Origin of the sequence: Dialister succinatiphilus YIT 11850 (assembly GCF_000242435.1) — a bacterium.
Taxonomy (GTDB): Bacteria; Bacillota; Negativicutes; order Veillonellales; family Dialisteraceae; genus Dialister; species Dialister succinatiphilus.
In genome coordinates, this window is the sequence record NZ_JH591189.1 from 94,422 (window position 1) to 113,253 (window position 18,832).

The window sequence follows — 18,832 nt, forward strand, 5'->3', positions numbered from 1 at the left end:
AAAATCGCCCAGAATGTCCGGAGTGAGGCGCAGAAGCGTAAGATGAGAAACTATAGGCCGGGATGCCTGGAGGGGCGTATAGGCGTTTATGGAGCTTCTTCTTCACCAATGGGGAGACTGGCCAGAGCTATACAGAAATACTGATAAAACCGAAGCCACGGAGATAGTAATTATCGACAGTCAAATGAATTACCGAGGAAAACTTGACACTTACCAAAGCGGCCCTATACCATTGACAACGCTCTCTTTCTCCCCTATAATAGTATCGTTATGGAAGGGTGTCCGAGCGGTTGATGGAGGCGGTCTTGAAAACCGTTAACTTCGTGAGAGGTTCATGGGTTCGAATCCCATCCCTTCCGCCATAAAAATGAATCCGCGGCATGGACCGCGGATTTTTTGTATCATCATGTTCATGGAGGCTGTGACTATGGCAGGAAGAAATATAGACCTGTTGTCTATTTTTAGAAAAATACTCGGGCTCACGGTGGGAGCTGTGATTTACTCCGCCGGACTGAACCTGTTTCTTATCCCCAACCACATCATCGACGGCGGCATTACCGGTATTTCCCTTCTGGTGCAGGCTTTGACGGGCATTCCCTTCTCCCTGCTCATTGTGATTTTGAACCTTCCCTTCTTTTACCTGGGGTATCGTAGACTGGGAGCCGGGCTGGCGGCATCTTCCACCTATGCCATTGTAGTCCTTTCCCTCTGCTCCTCCTGGTTTGAGCAGCTCAAGCCTGCCACTACGGACCCTTTCCTGTCCACCATTTTCGGCGGCATCATCATCGGCATCGGCGTAGGCATTGTCATTAAGAGCGGCGGCTCTACGGACGGTACGGAAATCGTGGCCATCTGGATGGATAACAGGACCTCTTTTTCCGTAGGGGAAATCATTATGTTCTTCAACTTCTTCATCCTGGGCGCCGCCGGATTTGTGTTCAGCTGGAACAGCGCCATGTATTCCCTCATTGCCTATTTCATCTGCTCCCGCATGATTGACGCTGTCTCTACCGGTCTTGATTCTTCCAAAGGCGTCTTCATCGTGACTACGGACTATGACAAGGTATCGGACGCCATTGTCCACGATATGCACAGGGCCGTTACCCGACTCCACGGCCAGGGCGGTTTCCTGAAGGACGACAAGGATGTGCTTTACTGTGTGGTGACCCGTCTGGAAGTGACCAAGCTGAAACAGGTGGTTCACGGCATTGATCCCAATGCCTTTCTCTCGGTTTTCGATGTGCAGGAAGTCCAGGGAGGACTGGTGAAAGGGAAATAGGATGGAGTTCCTGGAGGATGACTGTCATTTTAGACGCAAGAGGGTTCAGGCGCCTTTGGCGGCTCATTTATATGGATGGCCGCCAAGCGGCCTTTTTTTATTTTTTCCCCTTTACAAATGAAGATTTCCATTATAAAATAAGACAATTTGTGCCGAAATCGGCGCAGTCAGTTTTTTATTCATTTGGAAGACCTGTTAGGGGGGTACTATGTCGGAAAAATCTTTGGAAGAACTGGAGTTTGAAGAAACCGGTGTAACGCGGAAGGAACGATGGAAAATCATGTGGGCCTCCATCATCGGCTATGCCATGGACGGTCTGGATGTGCTGATTCTTTCTTTTGCTATGGCGGCTATTGTCAGTGAGTTCGGCCTGACCCTGGGAGAAGGTGGCCTCATTGCCACCTACACCCTCATCGGTACGGTGCTGGGGGGATATCTCTTCGGTATATTCGCCGACTACTTCGGCCGTGTCCATACTTTTTCTCTGACCATCATTATTTTCTCCATCTTTACCGGAGCCTGCGCCTTCGCAGACAATGTAACCCATCTGAATATTCTCCGTTTCCTGGCCGGCCTTGGCTTGGGCGGCGAATACGGTATCGGCATGACCCTTGTTTCTGAAACCTGGCCGGCTGCCAAGCGGGCCAGAGCCACTGCCGGTGTAGCCATGGGCTGGCAGGCCGGCGCCGTGCTGGCAGCTATCCTGGCGGCTGTGGTGCTTCCCGATTATGGCTGGAGAGGCCTTTTCCTGGTAGGCGTGGTACCGGCGCTCCTGGCTGCCTGGGCCCGTCATGGCATTAAAGAACCGCCTATGTGGGTGAAGCGCAAGGAAATGAAGAAGGAACTGGCTGCCCGGAAGGAAAGGGGAGAAACCCTGACGGCTGAGGAAGAAGAGCAGCTGGAGGAAGCAAAGAAGTTCCCTCTGGCCCATCTTTTCGCCAGTCCTTCCAAAACCGTAACCACCCTGTCCCTCACGGTGATGACCAGTGTGCAGAACTTCGGCTACTACGGCATTATGGTATGGCTGCCCATGATCCTGCTGAAGGAACACGGCCTTACCACGAAATCAATGTCCGGCTGGATGATTGTGACCGTTATCGGCATGATTGCCGGCATTTATGTGTTCGGTTATCTCTGTGACCGTCTGGGACGGAAGATTCCTTATCTGATTTTCTATATCTGCGCAGCGGCCATGGTTTATATTTACGTGAACCTGGGCACCCCGGTGGCCCTTCTCTTCGGCGGCGCCTTCCTGGGCTTCTTCTGCAACGGCATGATGGCAGGCTATGGCACTCTTCTTTCTGAAAACTATACTACCGATGCCCGCTCCACTGCCCAGAATTTCATCTTCAATACAGGCCGTGCCGTAGGGGGCTTTGCTCCTGCCATTATCGGCGCCCTGGCCCAGTCTCACGGCTTCAGTGCCGCCTTCGCCCTCCTGTCCTGCGTTTATGTGGCAGCAGCAGTGAATGTACTCTTTTTCATCAAGGATACCAGGGGCACAGTGATTCGCTGATGCCTTATTTCAAAAACTGTCATGGAATGATTCCATGGCAGTTTTTTTATTGGAATCCCTGATACGGTTACCCGCCGCTAAGAAGGCTGGATGAATCCATGGGTGATTCCTTTGCTTAAAAATACATTGTAAACGTTGAAATAGAAGCAAGGTTGTTATATGATATACGTATGTAAACCGCGTATACGGAAAATGAATAACAATTAGTTTACAAACGAGGCGAGAACATGGTTCGGGAAAATGCATTGGAGCAGGGACAGGGGAGGTCCCGGGAAATCGTTCTTTTTGGGTTGTTTACGGCGCTCATTGCCATTGGCGCTTTCATTCGTATTCCGGTGCCGGTGTGTCCCTTTACGCTGCAGCTTCTCTTCACCACCCTGGCGGGGCTCCTTCTGGGAAGCCGGAAAGGGGCTCTTTCCGTAGCCCTTTACGTGCTGCTGGGACTGGTGGGAGTGCCCGTATTTACGGAGGGCGGCGGCCCTTCCTATATTTTCCAGCCCACCTTCGGCTACCTGGTGGGATTCATTGCCGGCGCCTGGCTCACAGGAAAGCTCCGTGAAATGAGCGGCTCCTGGTCCTTTGGCAAGGTCCTCTTTGCCAATCTCTGCGGACTGGCAGTGGTGTATCTGTTCGGCATGATTTACGTCTACTTCATCAATAATTTCTACATCGGGAAAACCATCGGCGTATGGGCAGTGATTCTGTACTGCTTCCTGCTGGCTGTACCCGGTGATATCTGTCTCTGCATTCTGGCAGCCTTCCTTTCCAAGAGGCTGGTGAAGGCACTGGGCATCCATGAGTAAAGGTCTCACAAGGAAGAATGAAACAGGTCTTCCTTATTTTATTGCAAGGGGGAGTTTGAAATGAGTAAAGGATTATTTATTACCGGCACCGACACGGATATCGGCAAAACCTACGTAACGGCGCTGATTGTGAAAACCATGAGGCAGGCCGGCTATAACGCAGGCTACTACAAGGCTGCCATCAGCGGTGCGCCTACGGTGGCCGCTTCTGACGCAGGCTTTGTAAACAAGTTTGCTGACATTCATGAACCGGAAGACATGATCCTTTCCTATCTCTACCAGCATGCCGTATCGCCCCATCTGGCAGCAAAGCTGGAAGGCCATCCCCTGGAAAAAGAAGTGATTTTGCAGGCCTGGAAACGGGTTACGGAAGCATATCCCTACGTGACCATGGAAGGAAGCGGCGGCATTGTCTGCCCTATCCGTCACGATGAAAAAGCCCATTACTACCTCACCGACATTATCGGCTGGCTCCATCTGCCGGTACTGGTGGTGGCCGATGCTGGCCTTGGCACCATTAACCATGTGGTGACTACCTGCGAATACATCAAAAACCGCCACATCCCCATCAAAGGCATTATCCTCAACAACTGGCAGGGCGGCGTCATGGAAGAGGACAATGTAAAGATGATAGAAGAAATCACCGGCGTCAAGGTGATTGCTCTGGTGAAAAAAGGAGATACCATCCTCCACTGCGACCCCAAGGTGCTGGAAGGATGCTACGCGGAAGTGTGAGTGATTGAGGGGATGGCTGTGCTCCCTGGGGAAGCGCTGATTAAATCACTGTCTGCTTTTATTCTTGGATTTTTATGCAATGCAAGGAATGGGACGACGCGAATAGCGAGCTATTTAAGGAGTCCCATGACGAAGCAGTGCATAAAAATTCTTATAAAAGCAGACTCTATGAATGAATCAGTGCTTCCCTAATGTGCGTAAGGGTTGACGGAGCCTTTAGCTCCGAAGGTTGACGACCCTGCCGGGCCGAGGGGGCTCAGGTTTGACAGGCCTAACGGTCAGTCGATTAAAAGGGAGGCCCTTTTATGGGCAGGCTATGGGCCAACTTCGACTGACGTGCACATTCTCTGCAGAATGTGCACAGCCTGAGGGTTGTGGTATCGCCCTGCCGGGCGATGAGTATATATGCCGCCTGCGGCGCAGTTATACGATTTTGCGAGCGAAGCGAGCCAGCCTCCGCAAGGAGGCTATAAACTGCGGCGAAGCCGCCACTACAACCCTCGCGCCGTCAGGCGCGTCAAACTTAAGAACCCTCAGCGGCGAAGCCGCTGTCAATCCTAAGAACCTTTTTACACAACCCTTCTACACAACCCACGGCGAAGCCGTGCCCCCCTTTTCACGGAAACTGACACCATATCCATCCAGACCAAATGACAATAAACACAAAGGAGTATATAAAATGGCAGACATTAACTGGGAAGAGGAAGATAAAAAATACATCTGGCATCCGGCCATGCAGATGAAGGATAACGAAGTATTTCCGCCGGTAGTGGTAGACCACGGCAAAGGGGTATACCTTTATGACACCCATGGCAAGGAATACCTGGACATCATTTCCTCCTGGTGGTGCAATCTTCTGGGCCACTGCAATCCGGAAATCAATGAGGCTTTGAAGAAGCAGGTGGATCAGCTGGAGCATGTCATTTTCACCAACTTCACCCATAAACCGGCCATCGAACTGTGCCGGGAGCTGGAACCGCTGCTGCCGAAGGGACTCACCAAATTCACCTTCCACGACAATGGCTCTTCCTCTGTAGAAGCGGCTTTGAAAATGGCCTTCCAGTACCAGTATCAGACCGGTCATCCCGAAAGGACCCGTTTCATGTGCCTGCCCGAATCCTATCACGGTGAAACCATCGGCGCCCTGTCCGTGGGCTCCATGGACCTCTATGCCAAAATATTCCACCCCATGCTCATGAACAATATCCATTTCAAAGGTCTGGACTGCTACCGCTGTCCCTACGGCAAGACCCGTGAAACCTGCAGCGTAGAGTGCTTTGAAAGCGCCGAGGAAGCCTTTAAGAAACACGGAAAGGAAACGGTGGCCTGCATTGTGGAGCCTATCCTTCAGGGCGCGGCAGGCATGCGCATCTATCCGGCAGAATACCTCCGGAAACTCCGCAAGCTCTGCGATGAATACGGCGTCCTTCTCATCGACGATGAAATCGCCGCCGGCTTTGGCAGGACCGGCACCCTCTTTGCCATCGAACATGCCGGCGTGTCCCCGGATATCCTCTGTACCTCCAAAGGCCTCACCGCCGGCTACATGCCCATGTCCATGACCATTACCACCGACAAGGTATACGATGCCTTCTACGATGACTACGGTACCCACAAAGCCTTCGTCCACAGCCATACCTATGCAGGAAATCCCATGGGCTGCGCCATCGCCCTGACGGTGCTGAAAATCATGAAACGGGACCATATTCTGGAAAAGGTGAATGAAGACGGGAAATATCTCCATGAAGAACTGATGAAAGCCCTGGGCCATCATAAGAATGTAGGCGAAATCCGCCACATCGGTCTCATCAATGCCATCGAACTGGTGGAAGATCCGAAGACAAAGAAAGCCTTCGATCCTGCCAGACGTATCGGATGGCACATCTTCCGCAAAGCCATGGACCTGGGCCTGGTGCTCCGCCCCATGGGAGACATTATCTACTTCAATCCGCCGCTCACCATCGAAAGAAAAGATATGGATAAGGCAGTGAAACTCTGTACCGAAGCGGTTCATGCGGTGCTGGGAGAATAACCGGTCATCAAAAAGAGAGAAAGCCATTTGGGCTTTCTCTCTTTTTGATTGCATGACTATTGGGTAAGGCGGTTTTTATGCTGATGGATAGAGTCACTTGTGGGGGCTGCCAGGAAGGCTGATCTGCCTGCGGCGCTTCCTCCTGGATAATTCCACCAGTCATTCATGCCGTGGGCTGCAGAGTCTTTCTGGAAGCTGGAAGCTGGCAACTCGCAGCTCCGTGCCAGTGGCTCTACCCGTCAGCATGCATTCGCCAGGGGGGCACAACAAGCATGGAGAGAGGCTCTTCATACTATCCCTGGCTGTCATTCCTGTTATGCCGGATGGCATCGTCCAGGGACAATTCTTTTTCTTTCTGCTCTTTGCGTTCCTTCTCCATGGCCCCTTCTGTGCCTGCCAGAAGGGCTGTATCCGCAGGAGATTCTGCAAGAGGACCTTCAGTGCCATGGATGGGAGCTGCATCTATGGCATCAGAGGGGATGGAGCCATCGGTGCTGTCTGCATAGGAATCCCCGTGGTAGGAATAGTTATTTTCCGGAATGCCATCGGGATTCGTGGCTTCATAGCCGTGGACATGCTGCACTTCACCATCGGGACCGGTACGGAAGTAATCATGGGTGTGGTGGACGCCGGGAGCGTCGGAGACATCGTGGCTGCCGGCATCTATGGAGTCATGATGGATTATATCGGGATGACTGAAATCGTCCATATCGGTATGGCCGAAATCCGCTGTATCCACGGTATGCCCGCTTCCATCTATGCCGTCGAAGGAATGGCCGCCGGCATCCACTGTATCCACTCCTGTTTCAAAGCTGTCGAAGGCTTTGATGAAGGGGAGAAAGAGGAGGATGATGAGAAGCGGCGCCACCCCCATAATGGGCAGGGCCTGCTGCAGGGTATAATGGTGGCGGTAGAGCCAGCGCATGATAAAATGGAAAATGACCGTGAAAAAGAGGGCTACCATTGCGGCAAGGGTGTATTCCAGGCCCTGGTATCCCCAAAGGGGGTTTATACCATTCAATCGGTAATGGTAGAAAGAAATGCCCCAGATCAATTCTCCAAATACAGAACCATAGAAAGCAAATCCGAAGGCCAGGGCATACATGTAGAATCCTGCCAGCACGGCCCGCCAGTTTTTCAGGATATAGCTGAGCCGGGCTATGAAGATAATAACCATGAGAATAAAGGCCACGGGAGCCAGGAAGGGGAAGAAGGACACCAGGGCAAAGGCAATGGCGGCGGTGATAAGAATCAGCAGGATCCGGCGCCAGGTGTAAAAGATGAAGAGGCCCATGGAGCAGGCAATGGCTTCTCCCTTCAGTTCCGGGTGGGTAATATTGATGAGTATGTACAGAAAGGTAACCATCATGAGCACCCAATGGGGACGGATGCCAGATGAGGCTTTTATGCTGCTTTGGGATTGCAAGAAATCACGTCCTTGTAAGGTAGAGTTTTGTATGTATTATAACAGAAGGCAGTCTGGGTTGCTTATGGATACAGCCATTCGCGTGGGGGCTTTTAGCCTCCGGCAATCAGGAAAATTGATTTGTCTGTGGCACTTTTCATTTGATATTTTCGATAGTCATTCATGCCGCAGGCCGTAGAGTTTTCCTGAAAGCTAGAAGCTAAAAGCTGGAAGCCCCATGCCGGTGACTCTGTTCCTCGGCACCGAAAATCAGTTTTTCCTTGACAATGGGTCTCATGGTGCTATAATAGCCCATAAAGAGCGATGAGCAAGATGGACATGGCTGACGATGTCCCAGAGAGCCGGCGTATGGTGAAAGCCGGTACACACGGGTCATGGACAATCACTTGGGAGCATCTTTCCTGAAGCAGCAGTAAGGAAAGCGGGAGTGCCCGTTACAGGACTATGACATAGGAGTATAATGCAGGGTGGTACCGCGATTTCGCCCCTGTCCGATTATTCGGACAGGGACTTTTCTTTTTCCATCGTCTTTATGCTTTGTGTCTGAGTGATAAATCAGAGTGGTACCGCGGAACATCCGCCTCTGTCTATTGTGGCAGGGGCTTTTTTATTGCCCTGCCGAATATTGAAGGAGGGTTATTATGAAAGTATCTTCGATGTTTGATGGGAACCTGGGGAAATATCTTCTTCCAGGCATTGTGCTGCAGTCCGTCATGATTGGCGGCGGTTATGCCACGGGCCGGGAAATCGTGGAGTACGGCGCCAAGTTCGGCGCCTACGGCTGGTATGCAGGCCTTGGCATTATGGCAGGCTTTGCCCTGGTGGCAGTGCTGTGCTATGAACTGATCCGCCTGTACCATGTGTATGATTACAAATCCTTCATCCAGTCCATTGCAGGACCCCTGTATCCGGTGTTTGACCTGGTATACACGGTGTTCATGGTTATCATTCTGGCTGTCATGTCCTCAGCCACCGGCGCCGTGGTACAGCAGATGTTCGGCGTGTCCCACTGGTTTGGCGTCGTAGGCATTATGGTGGTGGCAGGCCTTCTGAATTTCTTCGGTGAGAAAGTGATTTCCTTCTTCGAAACCTTCGGCACCCTGGCCCTCTATGCAGGATACCTCACTTTCTCGGTGCTGGTCATTTCCGGACACACAGGAAATATTGCAGCCGTCATGGCATCTTCAGACCATTCCTACGTGCCCGATGCCACCATGGGTCATGCTCTCTGGACAGGCCTTCTCTACATGGCCTGCAACCTGGTGGTATTTCCTGCTTCCTTCTTCACCATTAAGAAACAGACGAAACGGAGAGAATCGGTAGTGAGCGGTGTGCTGGCCGGCCTTCTGGCTACGGTGCCCTGGTTCCTTACCTACTTTGCCGTCATGGGCTTCTATCCTTCCAAAGAAGTACTGGGCGCCCAGGTGCCCTGGATGATGATGATGCAGGAAAGCGGCGTGCCTTCCTGGATGATGGTGGCCTTCAGCTTCATCATGGGATGGACTCTGGTGGAAACAGCTACCGGTATGATTCATGCCCTCCTGGAAAGGGTGGACAAGGGGCTGGAAGAAAAGGGAAGAACCGCCCTGTCCCGCAGAAATAAAGGGCTGACCACGGTAGTTATCATGGCCTGCGCTGTAGCTCTGGCCCAGGTAGGCATCATCGACCTCATCGCCAAAGGCTACATGGCCCTGGCCTACGCCTTCATGGCCCTCTTCCTCCTGCCGCTCCTCACGGTGGGCGTATATAAAATCTTCCGGAAAGAAGAAGGAGAAGAAATGGAAACAGAAGAGCTGGCAGCAGACTGCCGGCAAAAGGCGTAAGGGAGGTCGCTGATGCTCCCCTACAAATCCAGTTCGCATAGTGCAAAATGTGTTCGCTGTGCACCGCTTCGCTCGGGGGGCCGCCGATTGGCGGCCAGGACCGCGATGGAGCATCCTATCGATACTCTGCCCCGTACACCCTTTCCCGCTTCGCGGGACTTCCCCTCAAGGGGAAACGAGAAAATAGGTGGCACTGGATATTGTGTTACATATGACACAGATAGCTAATCCCGTAACGCTCCTTGCGTCCCCTTTAGGGGAAGAGGGCCACGAAGTGGCGAAGGGGTGGACGGTGGTAATCCTGATTATGATACTTGATGTGGACGTGACCGCCGAAGGAGGCATTATAAAATTCATCGCCCCCTAAAGGGGAAACGACTCACTACATTTTGCGCGTCGCTAGCGCTCCTTCACCCTCTGTTGTCACTGACTCACTGGATTTTCAGGTCGCTGATGCTCCCTTACAAATCCAGTTCGCATAGTGCAAAATATGTTCGCTGTGCACCGATAGGGCGATACCACAACCCTCGGCCCAAAGGGCCGTCAAACTTAAGAACCTTCCGGCCCAGTGGGCCGGTCAATCTTAAGCACCTTTTCCCCGCCCCCCTGAGCAAAAGTGATGCAGCCCTTCTACACAACCTGCGGTGAAAGCCGCACCCGCTTTCTTGACCATGGAGGCGTGAGATTTCTCCACTCCGCTCCGCTACGGTCGAAATGACGATAGGGGCGCCCGCCAATATCGTCATCTCGAGCGGGGGGATGCGCCGGTATGGGTGTTAGAGGGGAACCGCTTCGATGAAACTCTGAGTCGAGAGATCTCCCACCAGAAAGCCAATCCCGTAACGCTGACTTTATCATCTGCGGCGAAGCCGCCACAACAACCCTCGTGGCCAAAGGCCCCGTCAAACCTAAGAACCCTCCGGCCGCCAGGCCGGTCCATCTTAAGAACCTTCCCTTCTGGACCTTATGAAAAAGGACCGCCCTGTGGCGGTCTTTTTCATATGTCATATATGCAGTATGCTCTTGAAGGCTTTGATATAGTGCCTTGACACAGGTACCTTCTGCTTTTCATAGCTGGTCATGGTGAGAAGGAGGGTGCCATTGTCCTGGGGCTGGATTTCATGAATCATGGAAAGGTTCACAATATAGCCCTTATGGGTACGGAAGAAGCCCAAAGGAGTGAGGAGACTTTCTATGTCCCGGAGGGTCATCCTGGATTCCACGATGCCGCTGGTGGTGTAAAAGAGGGAGCGGTCCGATTTTTCCGTACATACCAGCACGATTTCCTCAGATGGGGAAATCATGAGGGTTTTATTTTTTGTCTGGATAGATACCTTCTGGGAAGTGACCTGCACTTCGCCGGGCACTATTTTCCCGCGCTGCAGGGCCAGACTGTCGGTGAGCCTTTCGATGATGCGGCGGATGCGATTTTCAGAATAGGGCTTCAGAATGTAGTCAAAGGCTTCCAGATCGAAGGCCTGCAGGGCAAACTGGCTGTAGCCTGTGGCGAATACGATTTTCAAGGGCAGGTCCATCTTTAGGATCTCCCTGGCACATTCCAGACCGTTCATGATAGGCATTTCGATATCCAGAAAGAGGATGTCCACATTGGGGTGGGCCTTTAAAAACTGCAGCACCTCTCTGCCGTTGGCACATTCGCCCACGATTTTCACGCCGGGAATGGCAGAAAGCTCATACTTCAATTCTCCTCTGGCCGGAAGCTCGTCATCAGCCACCAGCGTTTTGATTTCTTCCATAATATTCCTTTCTTATTTCTTTGTCGGCAGGACGATGGTTTTCGTAATGGCTCCTTCCTCATCTGCCAGAGAGGCAGGGGCCTTTTCAATTTTGGGGATATTGGCAAATACAAGGGTGCCCCGGTTTTCCTTACTTACGATATGGAGGCCGCAGGCACTGCCGAAGAGGGACATGAGGCGCTGATGCACATTGATGAGGCCGATCTGGTCCCGCCGTTTGTGATCTATGAGAAGCCTCTTCCGCTTCCTGGCGGGAATGCCTACACCCGTATCCAGTACATAAATTTTGAAATACTTCGGATGCTCGATGAGGCCCACCTTGATTTTACCGCCTTCCGGCCGCTTGAAAATACCGTGGATCACCGCATTTTCCACCAGAGGCTGCAAGAGCAGCGGCGGTACCTGGATATCATTCAGCTTATCCTTTGGGAAATCGTAGGTGATTTTCAGCCGGTCGCCGAACCGCGCCCGTTCCAGCTCCGTGTAGCATTCAATGACATGAAGCTCCTCCGACAGGGGAATGAGCTTGGAAGGATTGTTCAGACTGTGGCGGAAATAATCGGACAGGTACTGGATGAGCTTTCGGGCCGTATCAGGGTCGCTTCTCACATAGTAGCTGATGGTATTCAGCGTATTATAGAGGAAATGGGGATTGATCTGGGCCTGCAGCGCCCGGATTTCCGCTTCCGCCAGAAGATTTTCCTCCTCCTTCATGCGGTCGTACTCATATATGGCTTCCATCACATGGCAGATGCCGTGCAGGAATTCGATACCCATCTTCGTGAACGTATCGCCCTTGCTTTTGGCGGCGATAATATATCCCACCGTCTCATTTTTGTAAGTCACCGGCAGTGTCATGAGATGGGGCATATCGGGCAGAGACTTCTGCAGCTTCAGAATGGCGATTTCCGCATCCCCCTGGGTCTCATCGGCTTCGGTTTTGTAATTGGTGCGGGTGTAGAACTGGTCCTTGTAGGAAATGGCCGTCCAGATGAGACTGGGCAGGGAAGAAGTCATAAGCTCTGCAATTTTGGAAATATTGGCATCGTTGAACCCGTCGTGCAGCGTGGCAAAAAGGGCGGCCACCGCATCGAAGGTATTCTTTGTGGTCTGGGTCTTTTCTGAATCCCGCTGGTGGATAAAGAACTCAATCACCATGTAGAAAAGAGAAACGGCAATGGTATTGGTTACGATGATAGGCAGAGACAGGGCAAAGAAATCCTCGGGATGGCTGATGGTCTGGGGAAAGGTGAGAAAGGCGTAAAACAGCCAGAAAAGGATTTCCAGCGTAAAGGCGTCAAGAAAAGCCCACATCCACAGCTGGTGATGGTGCTTCTTCAGCCGTTTGGAAAGGAAACCGGCCGCAATGCCCTGAATAATGGTGAGGCCCCCATGGATAAAGGCGGCATCGGTGGGAATAAAGAAAGCCCGATGGAAACCGGTGATAAGTCCTGTCACCGTACCCACCACCGGTCCACCGATGAGGCCGGCCAGGATAATGCCTACCGCACGGAAATTGATAATGCCCCCGCCGGCCCGCACATTCCAGTAGGTGCCGCAGATGGAAAGGACGGAAAAGAGCAGGATGAAAAACACCATATGCCGCCGGCTGAAATGCTTGGCGGAAATGGCTTCACGGAAAAAAGTGGTGCGGCAGATCAGAAGCAGGAGAAGGAGAAAAATGGAAATGCCGAACCATACATGCTGGATGCCGATAATCCAGGAAGAATTCATAGTATCATCCTTTCCATGGGAAAAGTGGGGAACTTCTGGCGATGGGGAAATGAAAAATTTTAGGGCCTGCCTGGGGGAGTGCCATTTGAGACTCTTGCCGTGCAGCACCCCCGCGCCACTTCGTGGCCCTCTCCGCCCCGGTGGGAAGCGTGTCACTTGATTCTCAGTCGTCTTCGACTCCCGGCGAATCAAGTTCCCTTGGCACCTCAAGGGGGCGCAAGGGGAAGCGCACTTTCTTAAACCATAGACAACAGCCTTTATGTTTTGAAAAAATAATAACTTATAAACTATGAATTATTCAATCAATACATTTTATTTGCATCTTATCCCCTGTTTCCTGCATCTGGGCTCATAATTTTTTAATTTTTCAACGAAAGCAGGTATACTAAGGCTGAAAGAAATCAAAGGATTTTTGATAAGTCCTATTTGCTTTTATTATAACAAATAGAGACTTGCAGGGTTCAAGTTTTTTGAAAGGCGAAGCTCCCTGGGGGAGCGGAAACGGACGTTTTTCAAAGAAAGGAAGGGTTATTATGGTTGTTTACGGTGTTGCACTTTTAGCCGGCTGCTATATGGCAGGCAATTTCATCGGTGATGTGCTGGGAGCGCTTCTGGGCGTGAAGGCCAATATCGGCGGCGTAGGTTTCGCCATGCTGCTCCTCATCCTGATTTCCACCTGGGCCATTCAGAAGGGTTATATGAAGGCACCGGAGGAACAGGGCATTAAATTCTGGAGTGCCATGTACATTCCCATCGTTGTGGCTATGAGCTCCATTCAGAACGTGGCAGCTGCTCTTTCCGGCGGCGTGGTGGCTGTTCTGGGCGGTGTGCTGGCAGTAGTCATCGGTTTCCTGGCTATTCCTTTCTTCGCAAGGAAGAAAGCGGAAGCCCCGGTATCGGACAGCGAACTGGCCAAGGATCACAAATAAGGAGGGAAAATCATGGATATGGCAGCAATGATTACAAAGTTATTTGTTAAAAACGGCATGATTTTCGCCTTTATGCTTCTGGGCATCATCATGTTTGTGGCCTATAAACTGGGCGGCCTCACCAAGGGCCGGGTACATGGCAGTGCTATTGCCATTTTCCTGGGCCTGGTACTGGCTTACATCGGCGGTGTCACCACCGGAGGAAATAAGGGTATTGCCGATATTCCTCTCTTTGCAGGCATGGGCCTGGTGGGCGGCGCCATGTTCAGAGATTTCGCCATCGTTTCCACTGCATTCGGTGCGGATCTTCGTGAAATCAAGAAAATTGGCTGGCGCGGCGTAGCGTCCCTGTTCTTCGGCGAATTCATCTGCCTGGTGGCAGGTATTGCAGTGGCTTATCCTCTGGGATATACCAGCGCCGTTGACCTGGTGACCATTGGCGCCGGCGTGGCTACCTTCGTAGTGGGACCGGTTACCGGAGCCGCTCTGGGGGCTTCTTCTGAAGTCATCGCCATCTCTATTGCAGCAGGTGTGGTGAAATCAGTACTGGTCATGGTGGTGACCCCCTTCGTGGCAAAACCACTGTCCATTGATAATCCTCAGTCCGCCATGGCTTTCGGCGGCATCATGGGCACCACCTCCGGCACCGCAGCCGGCATGGCCGCTGTCAACCCGAAACTGGTTCCCTATGCAGCTATGACCGCTACCTTCTATACCGGCCTGGGATGCCTCCTTTTCCCCTCGGTATTCTACTTCCTGACTACCCTCTTCTTCTGAGTCGGTCATAGGAAAGAGAGATTCCTTTTACGGCATCCCCTTTCCTTCACTATCCCATTCCGGGGAAGCGCTCCGGGAGCTGAAAGATTCCCCTTCCTTCAGCGCCCATCTCTCACAGGAGGCGGATCCGGAATGATTCCCTTCCTTTTTCAGGCGCGGGGCATCCAGGAAATGCCCTGCACCTGCAAAAGTAAAGGACTTATATTATAATAAAAAAACCAGTATTATCAAAAAGAACCTGCCAGCCAAGTGCTGCAGGTCATCACTCTGCTTATCGCATTTCATAAGAAAGGATTGATATTATGTTGGAAATCAAACCAAGCAATAAAAACTGGCATACCAGAGGAGACGACACCGCTGCAAGAATCGCTGCCGCCGCTCCCTATGCCCATGGCAAAATCGTAGATCCTGCCGATACAGTAAAGCTGCTGGAAGCAGTCCTTCGCCCCGGCGACAAAGTGAACATCGAAGGGGACAACCAGAAACAGGCAGACTTTTTGGCTAAGAAACTGTGCGAAGTGGATCCCGCCAAGGTTCATGACCTCCACATGATTCAGTCCACCCTTTCCATTCCGGAACACCTGGATGTTTTCGATAAAGGCATTGCCCGCAAGCTGGACTTCGCCTATGCAGGCAGCCAGGGCAAACGGCTGGCCCAGATGGTACAGAACGACGGCATCGAACTGGGCGCCATCCACACCTATCTGGAAATGTACTCCCGCTACTTCATCGACCTGGTACCCAGAGTTTCCCTGGTCTGCGCCGATGCAGCTGATAAAGACGGAAATATTTACACCGGCTTCTCCACCGAAGATACACCGGCTATCGTAGAAGCTACGAAATTCAACCAGGGCATCGTGATTTTCCAGGTCAACAAAATGGTAGATAAGCTGCCCCGCGTGGATATCCCGGCTGACTGGGTAGACTTCGTTATCGAAAGCCCCACCCCCTACATGCTGAACCCCCTCTTTACCAGAGACCCCGCTAAGATTACAAACGACCGCATCATGAAAGCCATGATGGCCATCAAAGGCATTTATGCTGAATACGGCGTGAAAGTCCTGAACCATGGCGTAGGCTTCGACACCGCTGCCGTAGAACTCCTTCTCCCCACCTTCGGCGAATCCCTGGGACTCAAGGGCAAGATCTGCACCCACTGGGTACTGAACCCGCACCCCACCCTGATTCCTGCCATTGAAACAGGCTGGGTACAGGCTGTCTACTCCTTCGGCTCCGAAGTAGGCATGGAAGAATACATCAAAGCCCGCCCTGACATCTTCGCCATCGGACCGGACGGTACCATGCGCTCCAACAGAGCCTTCTGCCAGGCAGCAGGCCACTATGCAGCAGACATGTTCATCGGCTCCACCATGCAGATCGATAAATACGGCAACTCCTCCACCGCCACCAAGAACAACGTGGCAGGCTTCGGCGGCGCACCGAACATGGGCTGCGATGCCAAAGGCCGCCGTCATGTTACCCCGGCATGGCAGAAAGCAGGCGCCGAAGTGGCTAACCGTTTCGAACTCATGGGCGATGCCAACCGCGGCAAGAAACTGGTAGTCCAGATGATTACCACTGTCTCCGCCAAAGGCTTCCCGGGCTTCGTAGAACAGCTTGACGCCGTGGCACTGAAAAAGAACGCCAACCTGGACCTGGAACCGATTATGATCTACTCCGATGACCTCACCCATATCGTTTCCGAAGTGGGTATCGCTTATCTCCATAAGTGCCACAACATGGAAGAAAGAATGGACGCTATCCGCGCCGTGGCCGGAAACACGGAAGTAGGCAAACTGGAAGATCCGGAAATCACAAAGAAACTCCGCAAAGAAGGCATCGTCAAACTGCCGGAAGACCTGGGCATCAACCCTGCTGACGCCACCAGAGACCTCCTGGCTGCCAAGAACATGAAAGACCTGGTAGACTGGTCCGGCGGCCTCTACAATCCGCCAGCTAAATTCAGAAACTGGTAATCAGAAATAGAAAGCCATCAGAAAGGGCTGTGGAAAATGGTAATCATTTTTCCACAGCCCTTTTTTTATGACTTATTCTGATGGCAAGCCTCCAGCCAGGCGTCATCTCGAGGGGGACCTGCCGGTATGGGTGGCAAAAACTTTGGACTTTATTGAAACGCAGAGCCGAGAGATCTCCTGCCACTATGGAGTTTGCCACACTTCGGAGTGAGATTTCTCCACTCCGCTTCGCTACGGTCGAAATGACGGGGGCGGTGTCATCTCGAGCGGAGGAACGCGTCGGTATGGGGCAAAGACTTTGGGCTCTCATGAAACGCAGAGTCGAGAGATCTCCTGCCACTACGGGCTTGCCACATTTCGGAGTGAAATTTCTCCACTCCACTTCGCTGCGGTCGAAATGACGGGGCAGGGCATCGTTTTGGTCAATTTGTCCCTCTGGAAATGACTGTATGCTGCCCGCCGACATCGTCATCTCGAGCGGAGAAACGCGCCGGTATGGGATACAAAGACTTTGGACTCTAATGAAACGCAGAGTCGAGAGATCTCCTGCCACCATGGGCTTGCTACATTTCGGCGTGAGATTTCTCCACTCCGCTTCGCTGCGGTCGAAATGACGGGGCGGGGCGGTATCATATATTTCTTCCCGGACCTTTTGTCTTTAGGACTGATGCAGAGACAGTTCCTCCCTTTATCGGACTATATCAGCAGAGAGGCGAAAAGGCCGGGCCGAAATCCTTCCTATGCCGCAGCGCACAATCCATGGAAGCGGAGAGGGAAGGACAGAAGCCTTCATGAAATTCACCTCTCTGGCGCGCCAACCATATAAAAACTCCTGAAGAAAACCTGCTAGAAATCCTGGTGGCAACTATGGCTATACCTGTTCTTCCTTGACGACACAGTCATTCCGTTTAGGCGGCTATCCCTGGCCGATTCATCGAAGCAGAACGCCTGAGCCCTACCGTGCATCAGTATGGGACGAATCAGGAGTTTTTTGCGTGGACAAAAGGCTGTGGAAAAATGGTAACCATTTTTCCACAGCCCTTTTTTTATGGCTTATTCTGATGGTAAGTTTCCAGCCCCTGTGTCATCTCGAGCGGAGGAACGGGCCGGTATGGGTGTTAAGGACTTTGGGCTTTATTGAAACGCAGGGCCGAGAGATCTCCTGACACCATGGGCTTGCCACATTTCGGGGTGAGATTTCTCCACTCCGCTTCGCTTTCTTCGAAATGACGGGGCGGTATCATCTCGAGCGGAGGAACGCGCCGGTATGGGTGGCAAGGACTTTGGGCTCTAATGAAACGCAGAGCCGAGAGATCTCCTGCCACCCTGGGGCGTGCTACCTTTCGGGGTGAGATTTCTCCACTCCGCTTCGCTGCGCTCGAGATGACGATGCCGGCGGGCAGCTGACTGTCATTTACCGAAAAGGAAGCCATTGAAAAGGGCTGTGAAGAAATGATTACCATTTTTTCACAGCCCCTTTCAGGTTACTTTATTCATTTATTCCAGGGGAAGGATTTTTTTATTATCCGGTCCCGGGGTGGTGACTACGATTTTTTCCGGAGTGATAATGACAGCGCCCTTGGTGGTGCAGGCACCGTGGAAAAGTTCTTCTGCCAGGGCCTTGAATTTTTCCACCACCGGTCCGTCGGTTACATAGTCAGCCCTTCCTTTGATCTGGTAGCCTTCCGTAGTTTTCGGATCAAAGGCGGAAATCGCAATGCGGTGGTTGGCTTCAATGTTTTCCAGAGTCTGTTTCAGGAATACATCGCCAATGGCCAGCCTCCCGTCGTCCAGCACCGCTTTGAATCCCACAGGCACCACATTGGGGAATCCCTTGCTGCATACAGTGGCTGCTTCCCAAAGATTGTTTTCCAGAATTTTCTTTACCTGTTCATTCATCATAGAAAAACCTCCTTTGCAACTGTCTTTATTATACTCCCTGCTGCGTAAAAGAGGAGAGGAACGCTGACTCAAACCCTCTATCCCATTTTGTGGGGGAAGGAGACCGCGCCCTTCAAACTTGCCTCCCACCGCTCGTCGGGGGG

The 18,832-nt window shown here is 52.1% G+C and carries 14 protein-coding genes, 1 tRNA gene and 1 other annotated feature; of the genes, 11 read left to right on the forward strand and 4 right to left on the reverse strand.

Annotated features, from left to right (window positions below; genetic code table 11):
- Nucleotides 1-272 precede the first annotated feature (272 nt).
- From HMPREF9453_RS09390 to bioA, 6 genes are all read left to right on the forward strand, one after another.
- A tRNA-Ser gene (locus tag HMPREF9453_RS09390) sits at nt 273-362 on the forward strand.
- A 65-nt stretch (nt 363-427) separates the two neighbouring features.
- Nucleotides 428-1,279, forward strand: coding sequence for a YitT family protein (locus tag HMPREF9453_RS09395; RefSeq protein ID WP_008860322.1), 852 nt, complete (start codon nt 428-430; stop codon nt 1,277-1,279).
- A gap of 208 nt (nt 1,280-1,487) precedes the next feature.
- On the forward strand, nt 1,488-2,795 hold the full coding sequence (locus HMPREF9453_RS09400; protein WP_008860323.1) for an MFS transporter: 1,308 nt from the start codon (nt 1,488-1,490) through the stop codon (nt 2,793-2,795).
- Between the two features lie 227 nt (nt 2,796-3,022).
- Nucleotides 3,023-3,598 carry a biotin transporter BioY gene (locus HMPREF9453_RS09405; RefSeq protein WP_008860324.1) on the forward strand — a complete coding sequence of 192 codons (576 nt, stop codon included), beginning with the start codon at nt 3,023-3,025 and terminating at the stop codon, nt 3,596-3,598.
- A 60-nt stretch (nt 3,599-3,658) separates the two neighbouring features.
- Nucleotides 3,659-4,333, forward strand: coding sequence for a dethiobiotin synthase (gene bioD, locus HMPREF9453_RS09410; RefSeq protein WP_008860325.1), 675 nt, complete (start codon nt 3,659-3,661; stop codon nt 4,331-4,333).
- A 679-nt stretch (nt 4,334-5,012) separates the two neighbouring features.
- Complete coding sequence (gene bioA, locus HMPREF9453_RS09415; RefSeq protein WP_008860326.1) at nt 5,013-6,365, forward strand: adenosylmethionine--8-amino-7-oxononanoate transaminase; 1,353 nt, start codon at nt 5,013-5,015, stop codon at nt 6,363-6,365.
- A gap of 292 nt (nt 6,366-6,657) precedes the next feature.
- Here the strand turns inward: bioA and HMPREF9453_RS09420 are convergent, their stop codons facing one another.
- Nucleotides 6,658-7,734, reverse strand: coding sequence for an energy-coupling factor transporter transmembrane component T family protein (locus HMPREF9453_RS09420; protein ID WP_148363769.1), 1,077 nt, complete (start codon nt 7,732-7,734; stop codon nt 6,658-6,660).
- A gap of 351 nt (nt 7,735-8,085) precedes the next feature.
- Nucleotides 8,086-8,283 (forward strand) — a binding site (T-box leader).
- A gap of 149 nt (nt 8,284-8,432) precedes the next feature.
- On the opposite strand from HMPREF9453_RS09420, the gene HMPREF9453_RS09425 reads away from it, so the two are divergent.
- Nucleotides 8,433-9,614: a YkvI family membrane protein gene (locus HMPREF9453_RS09425; protein ID WP_008860328.1), complete on the forward strand. Its 1,182-nt coding sequence runs from the start codon at nt 8,433-8,435 to the stop codon at nt 9,612-9,614.
- Between the two features lie 211 nt (nt 9,615-9,825).
- A complete protein-coding gene (locus HMPREF9453_RS12300; protein ID WP_232217351.1) occupies nt 9,826-9,981 on the forward strand; it encodes a hypothetical protein in 156 nt (51 codons plus the stop codon).
- Nucleotides 9,982-10,618: 637 nt separating this feature from the next.
- Here the strand turns inward: HMPREF9453_RS12300 and HMPREF9453_RS09435 are convergent.
- Both HMPREF9453_RS09435 and HMPREF9453_RS09440 read right to left on the reverse strand, forming a co-directional pair.
- Nucleotides 10,619-11,371, reverse strand: coding sequence for a LytR/AlgR family response regulator transcription factor (locus HMPREF9453_RS09435; RefSeq protein ID WP_008860329.1), 753 nt, complete (start codon nt 11,369-11,371; stop codon nt 10,619-10,621).
- Between the two features lie 12 nt (nt 11,372-11,383).
- Nucleotides 11,384-13,105, reverse strand: coding sequence for a histidine kinase (locus HMPREF9453_RS09440; protein ID WP_008860330.1), 1,722 nt, complete (start codon nt 13,103-13,105; stop codon nt 11,384-11,386).
- A gap of 533 nt (nt 13,106-13,638) precedes the next feature.
- Between HMPREF9453_RS09440 and madL the strand changes: the two genes are divergently transcribed.
- From madL to mdcA, 3 genes are all read left to right on the forward strand, one after another.
- Nucleotides 13,639-14,034 carry a malonate transporter subunit MadL gene (gene madL / locus HMPREF9453_RS09445; RefSeq protein ID WP_008860331.1) on the forward strand — a complete coding sequence of 132 codons (396 nt, stop codon included), beginning with the start codon at nt 13,639-13,641 and terminating at the stop codon, nt 14,032-14,034.
- A gap of 12 nt (nt 14,035-14,046) precedes the next feature.
- Nucleotides 14,047-14,811, forward strand: coding sequence for a malonate transporter subunit MadM (gene madM, locus HMPREF9453_RS09450; protein ID WP_008860332.1), 765 nt, complete (start codon nt 14,047-14,049; stop codon nt 14,809-14,811).
- 302 nt (nt 14,812-15,113) lie between these two features.
- On the forward strand, nt 15,114-16,787 hold the full coding sequence (gene mdcA / locus HMPREF9453_RS09455) for a malonate decarboxylase subunit alpha (protein ID WP_008860333.1): 1,674 nt from the start codon (nt 15,114-15,116) through the stop codon (nt 16,785-16,787).
- A 1,497-nt stretch (nt 16,788-18,284) separates the two neighbouring features.
- Here mdcA and HMPREF9453_RS09470 read toward each other — a convergent pair.
- On the reverse strand, nt 18,285-18,689 hold the full coding sequence (locus tag HMPREF9453_RS09470; RefSeq protein WP_008860335.1) for a pyridoxamine 5'-phosphate oxidase family protein: 405 nt from the start codon (nt 18,687-18,689) through the stop codon (nt 18,285-18,287).
- Nucleotides 18,690-18,832 lie beyond the last annotated feature (143 nt).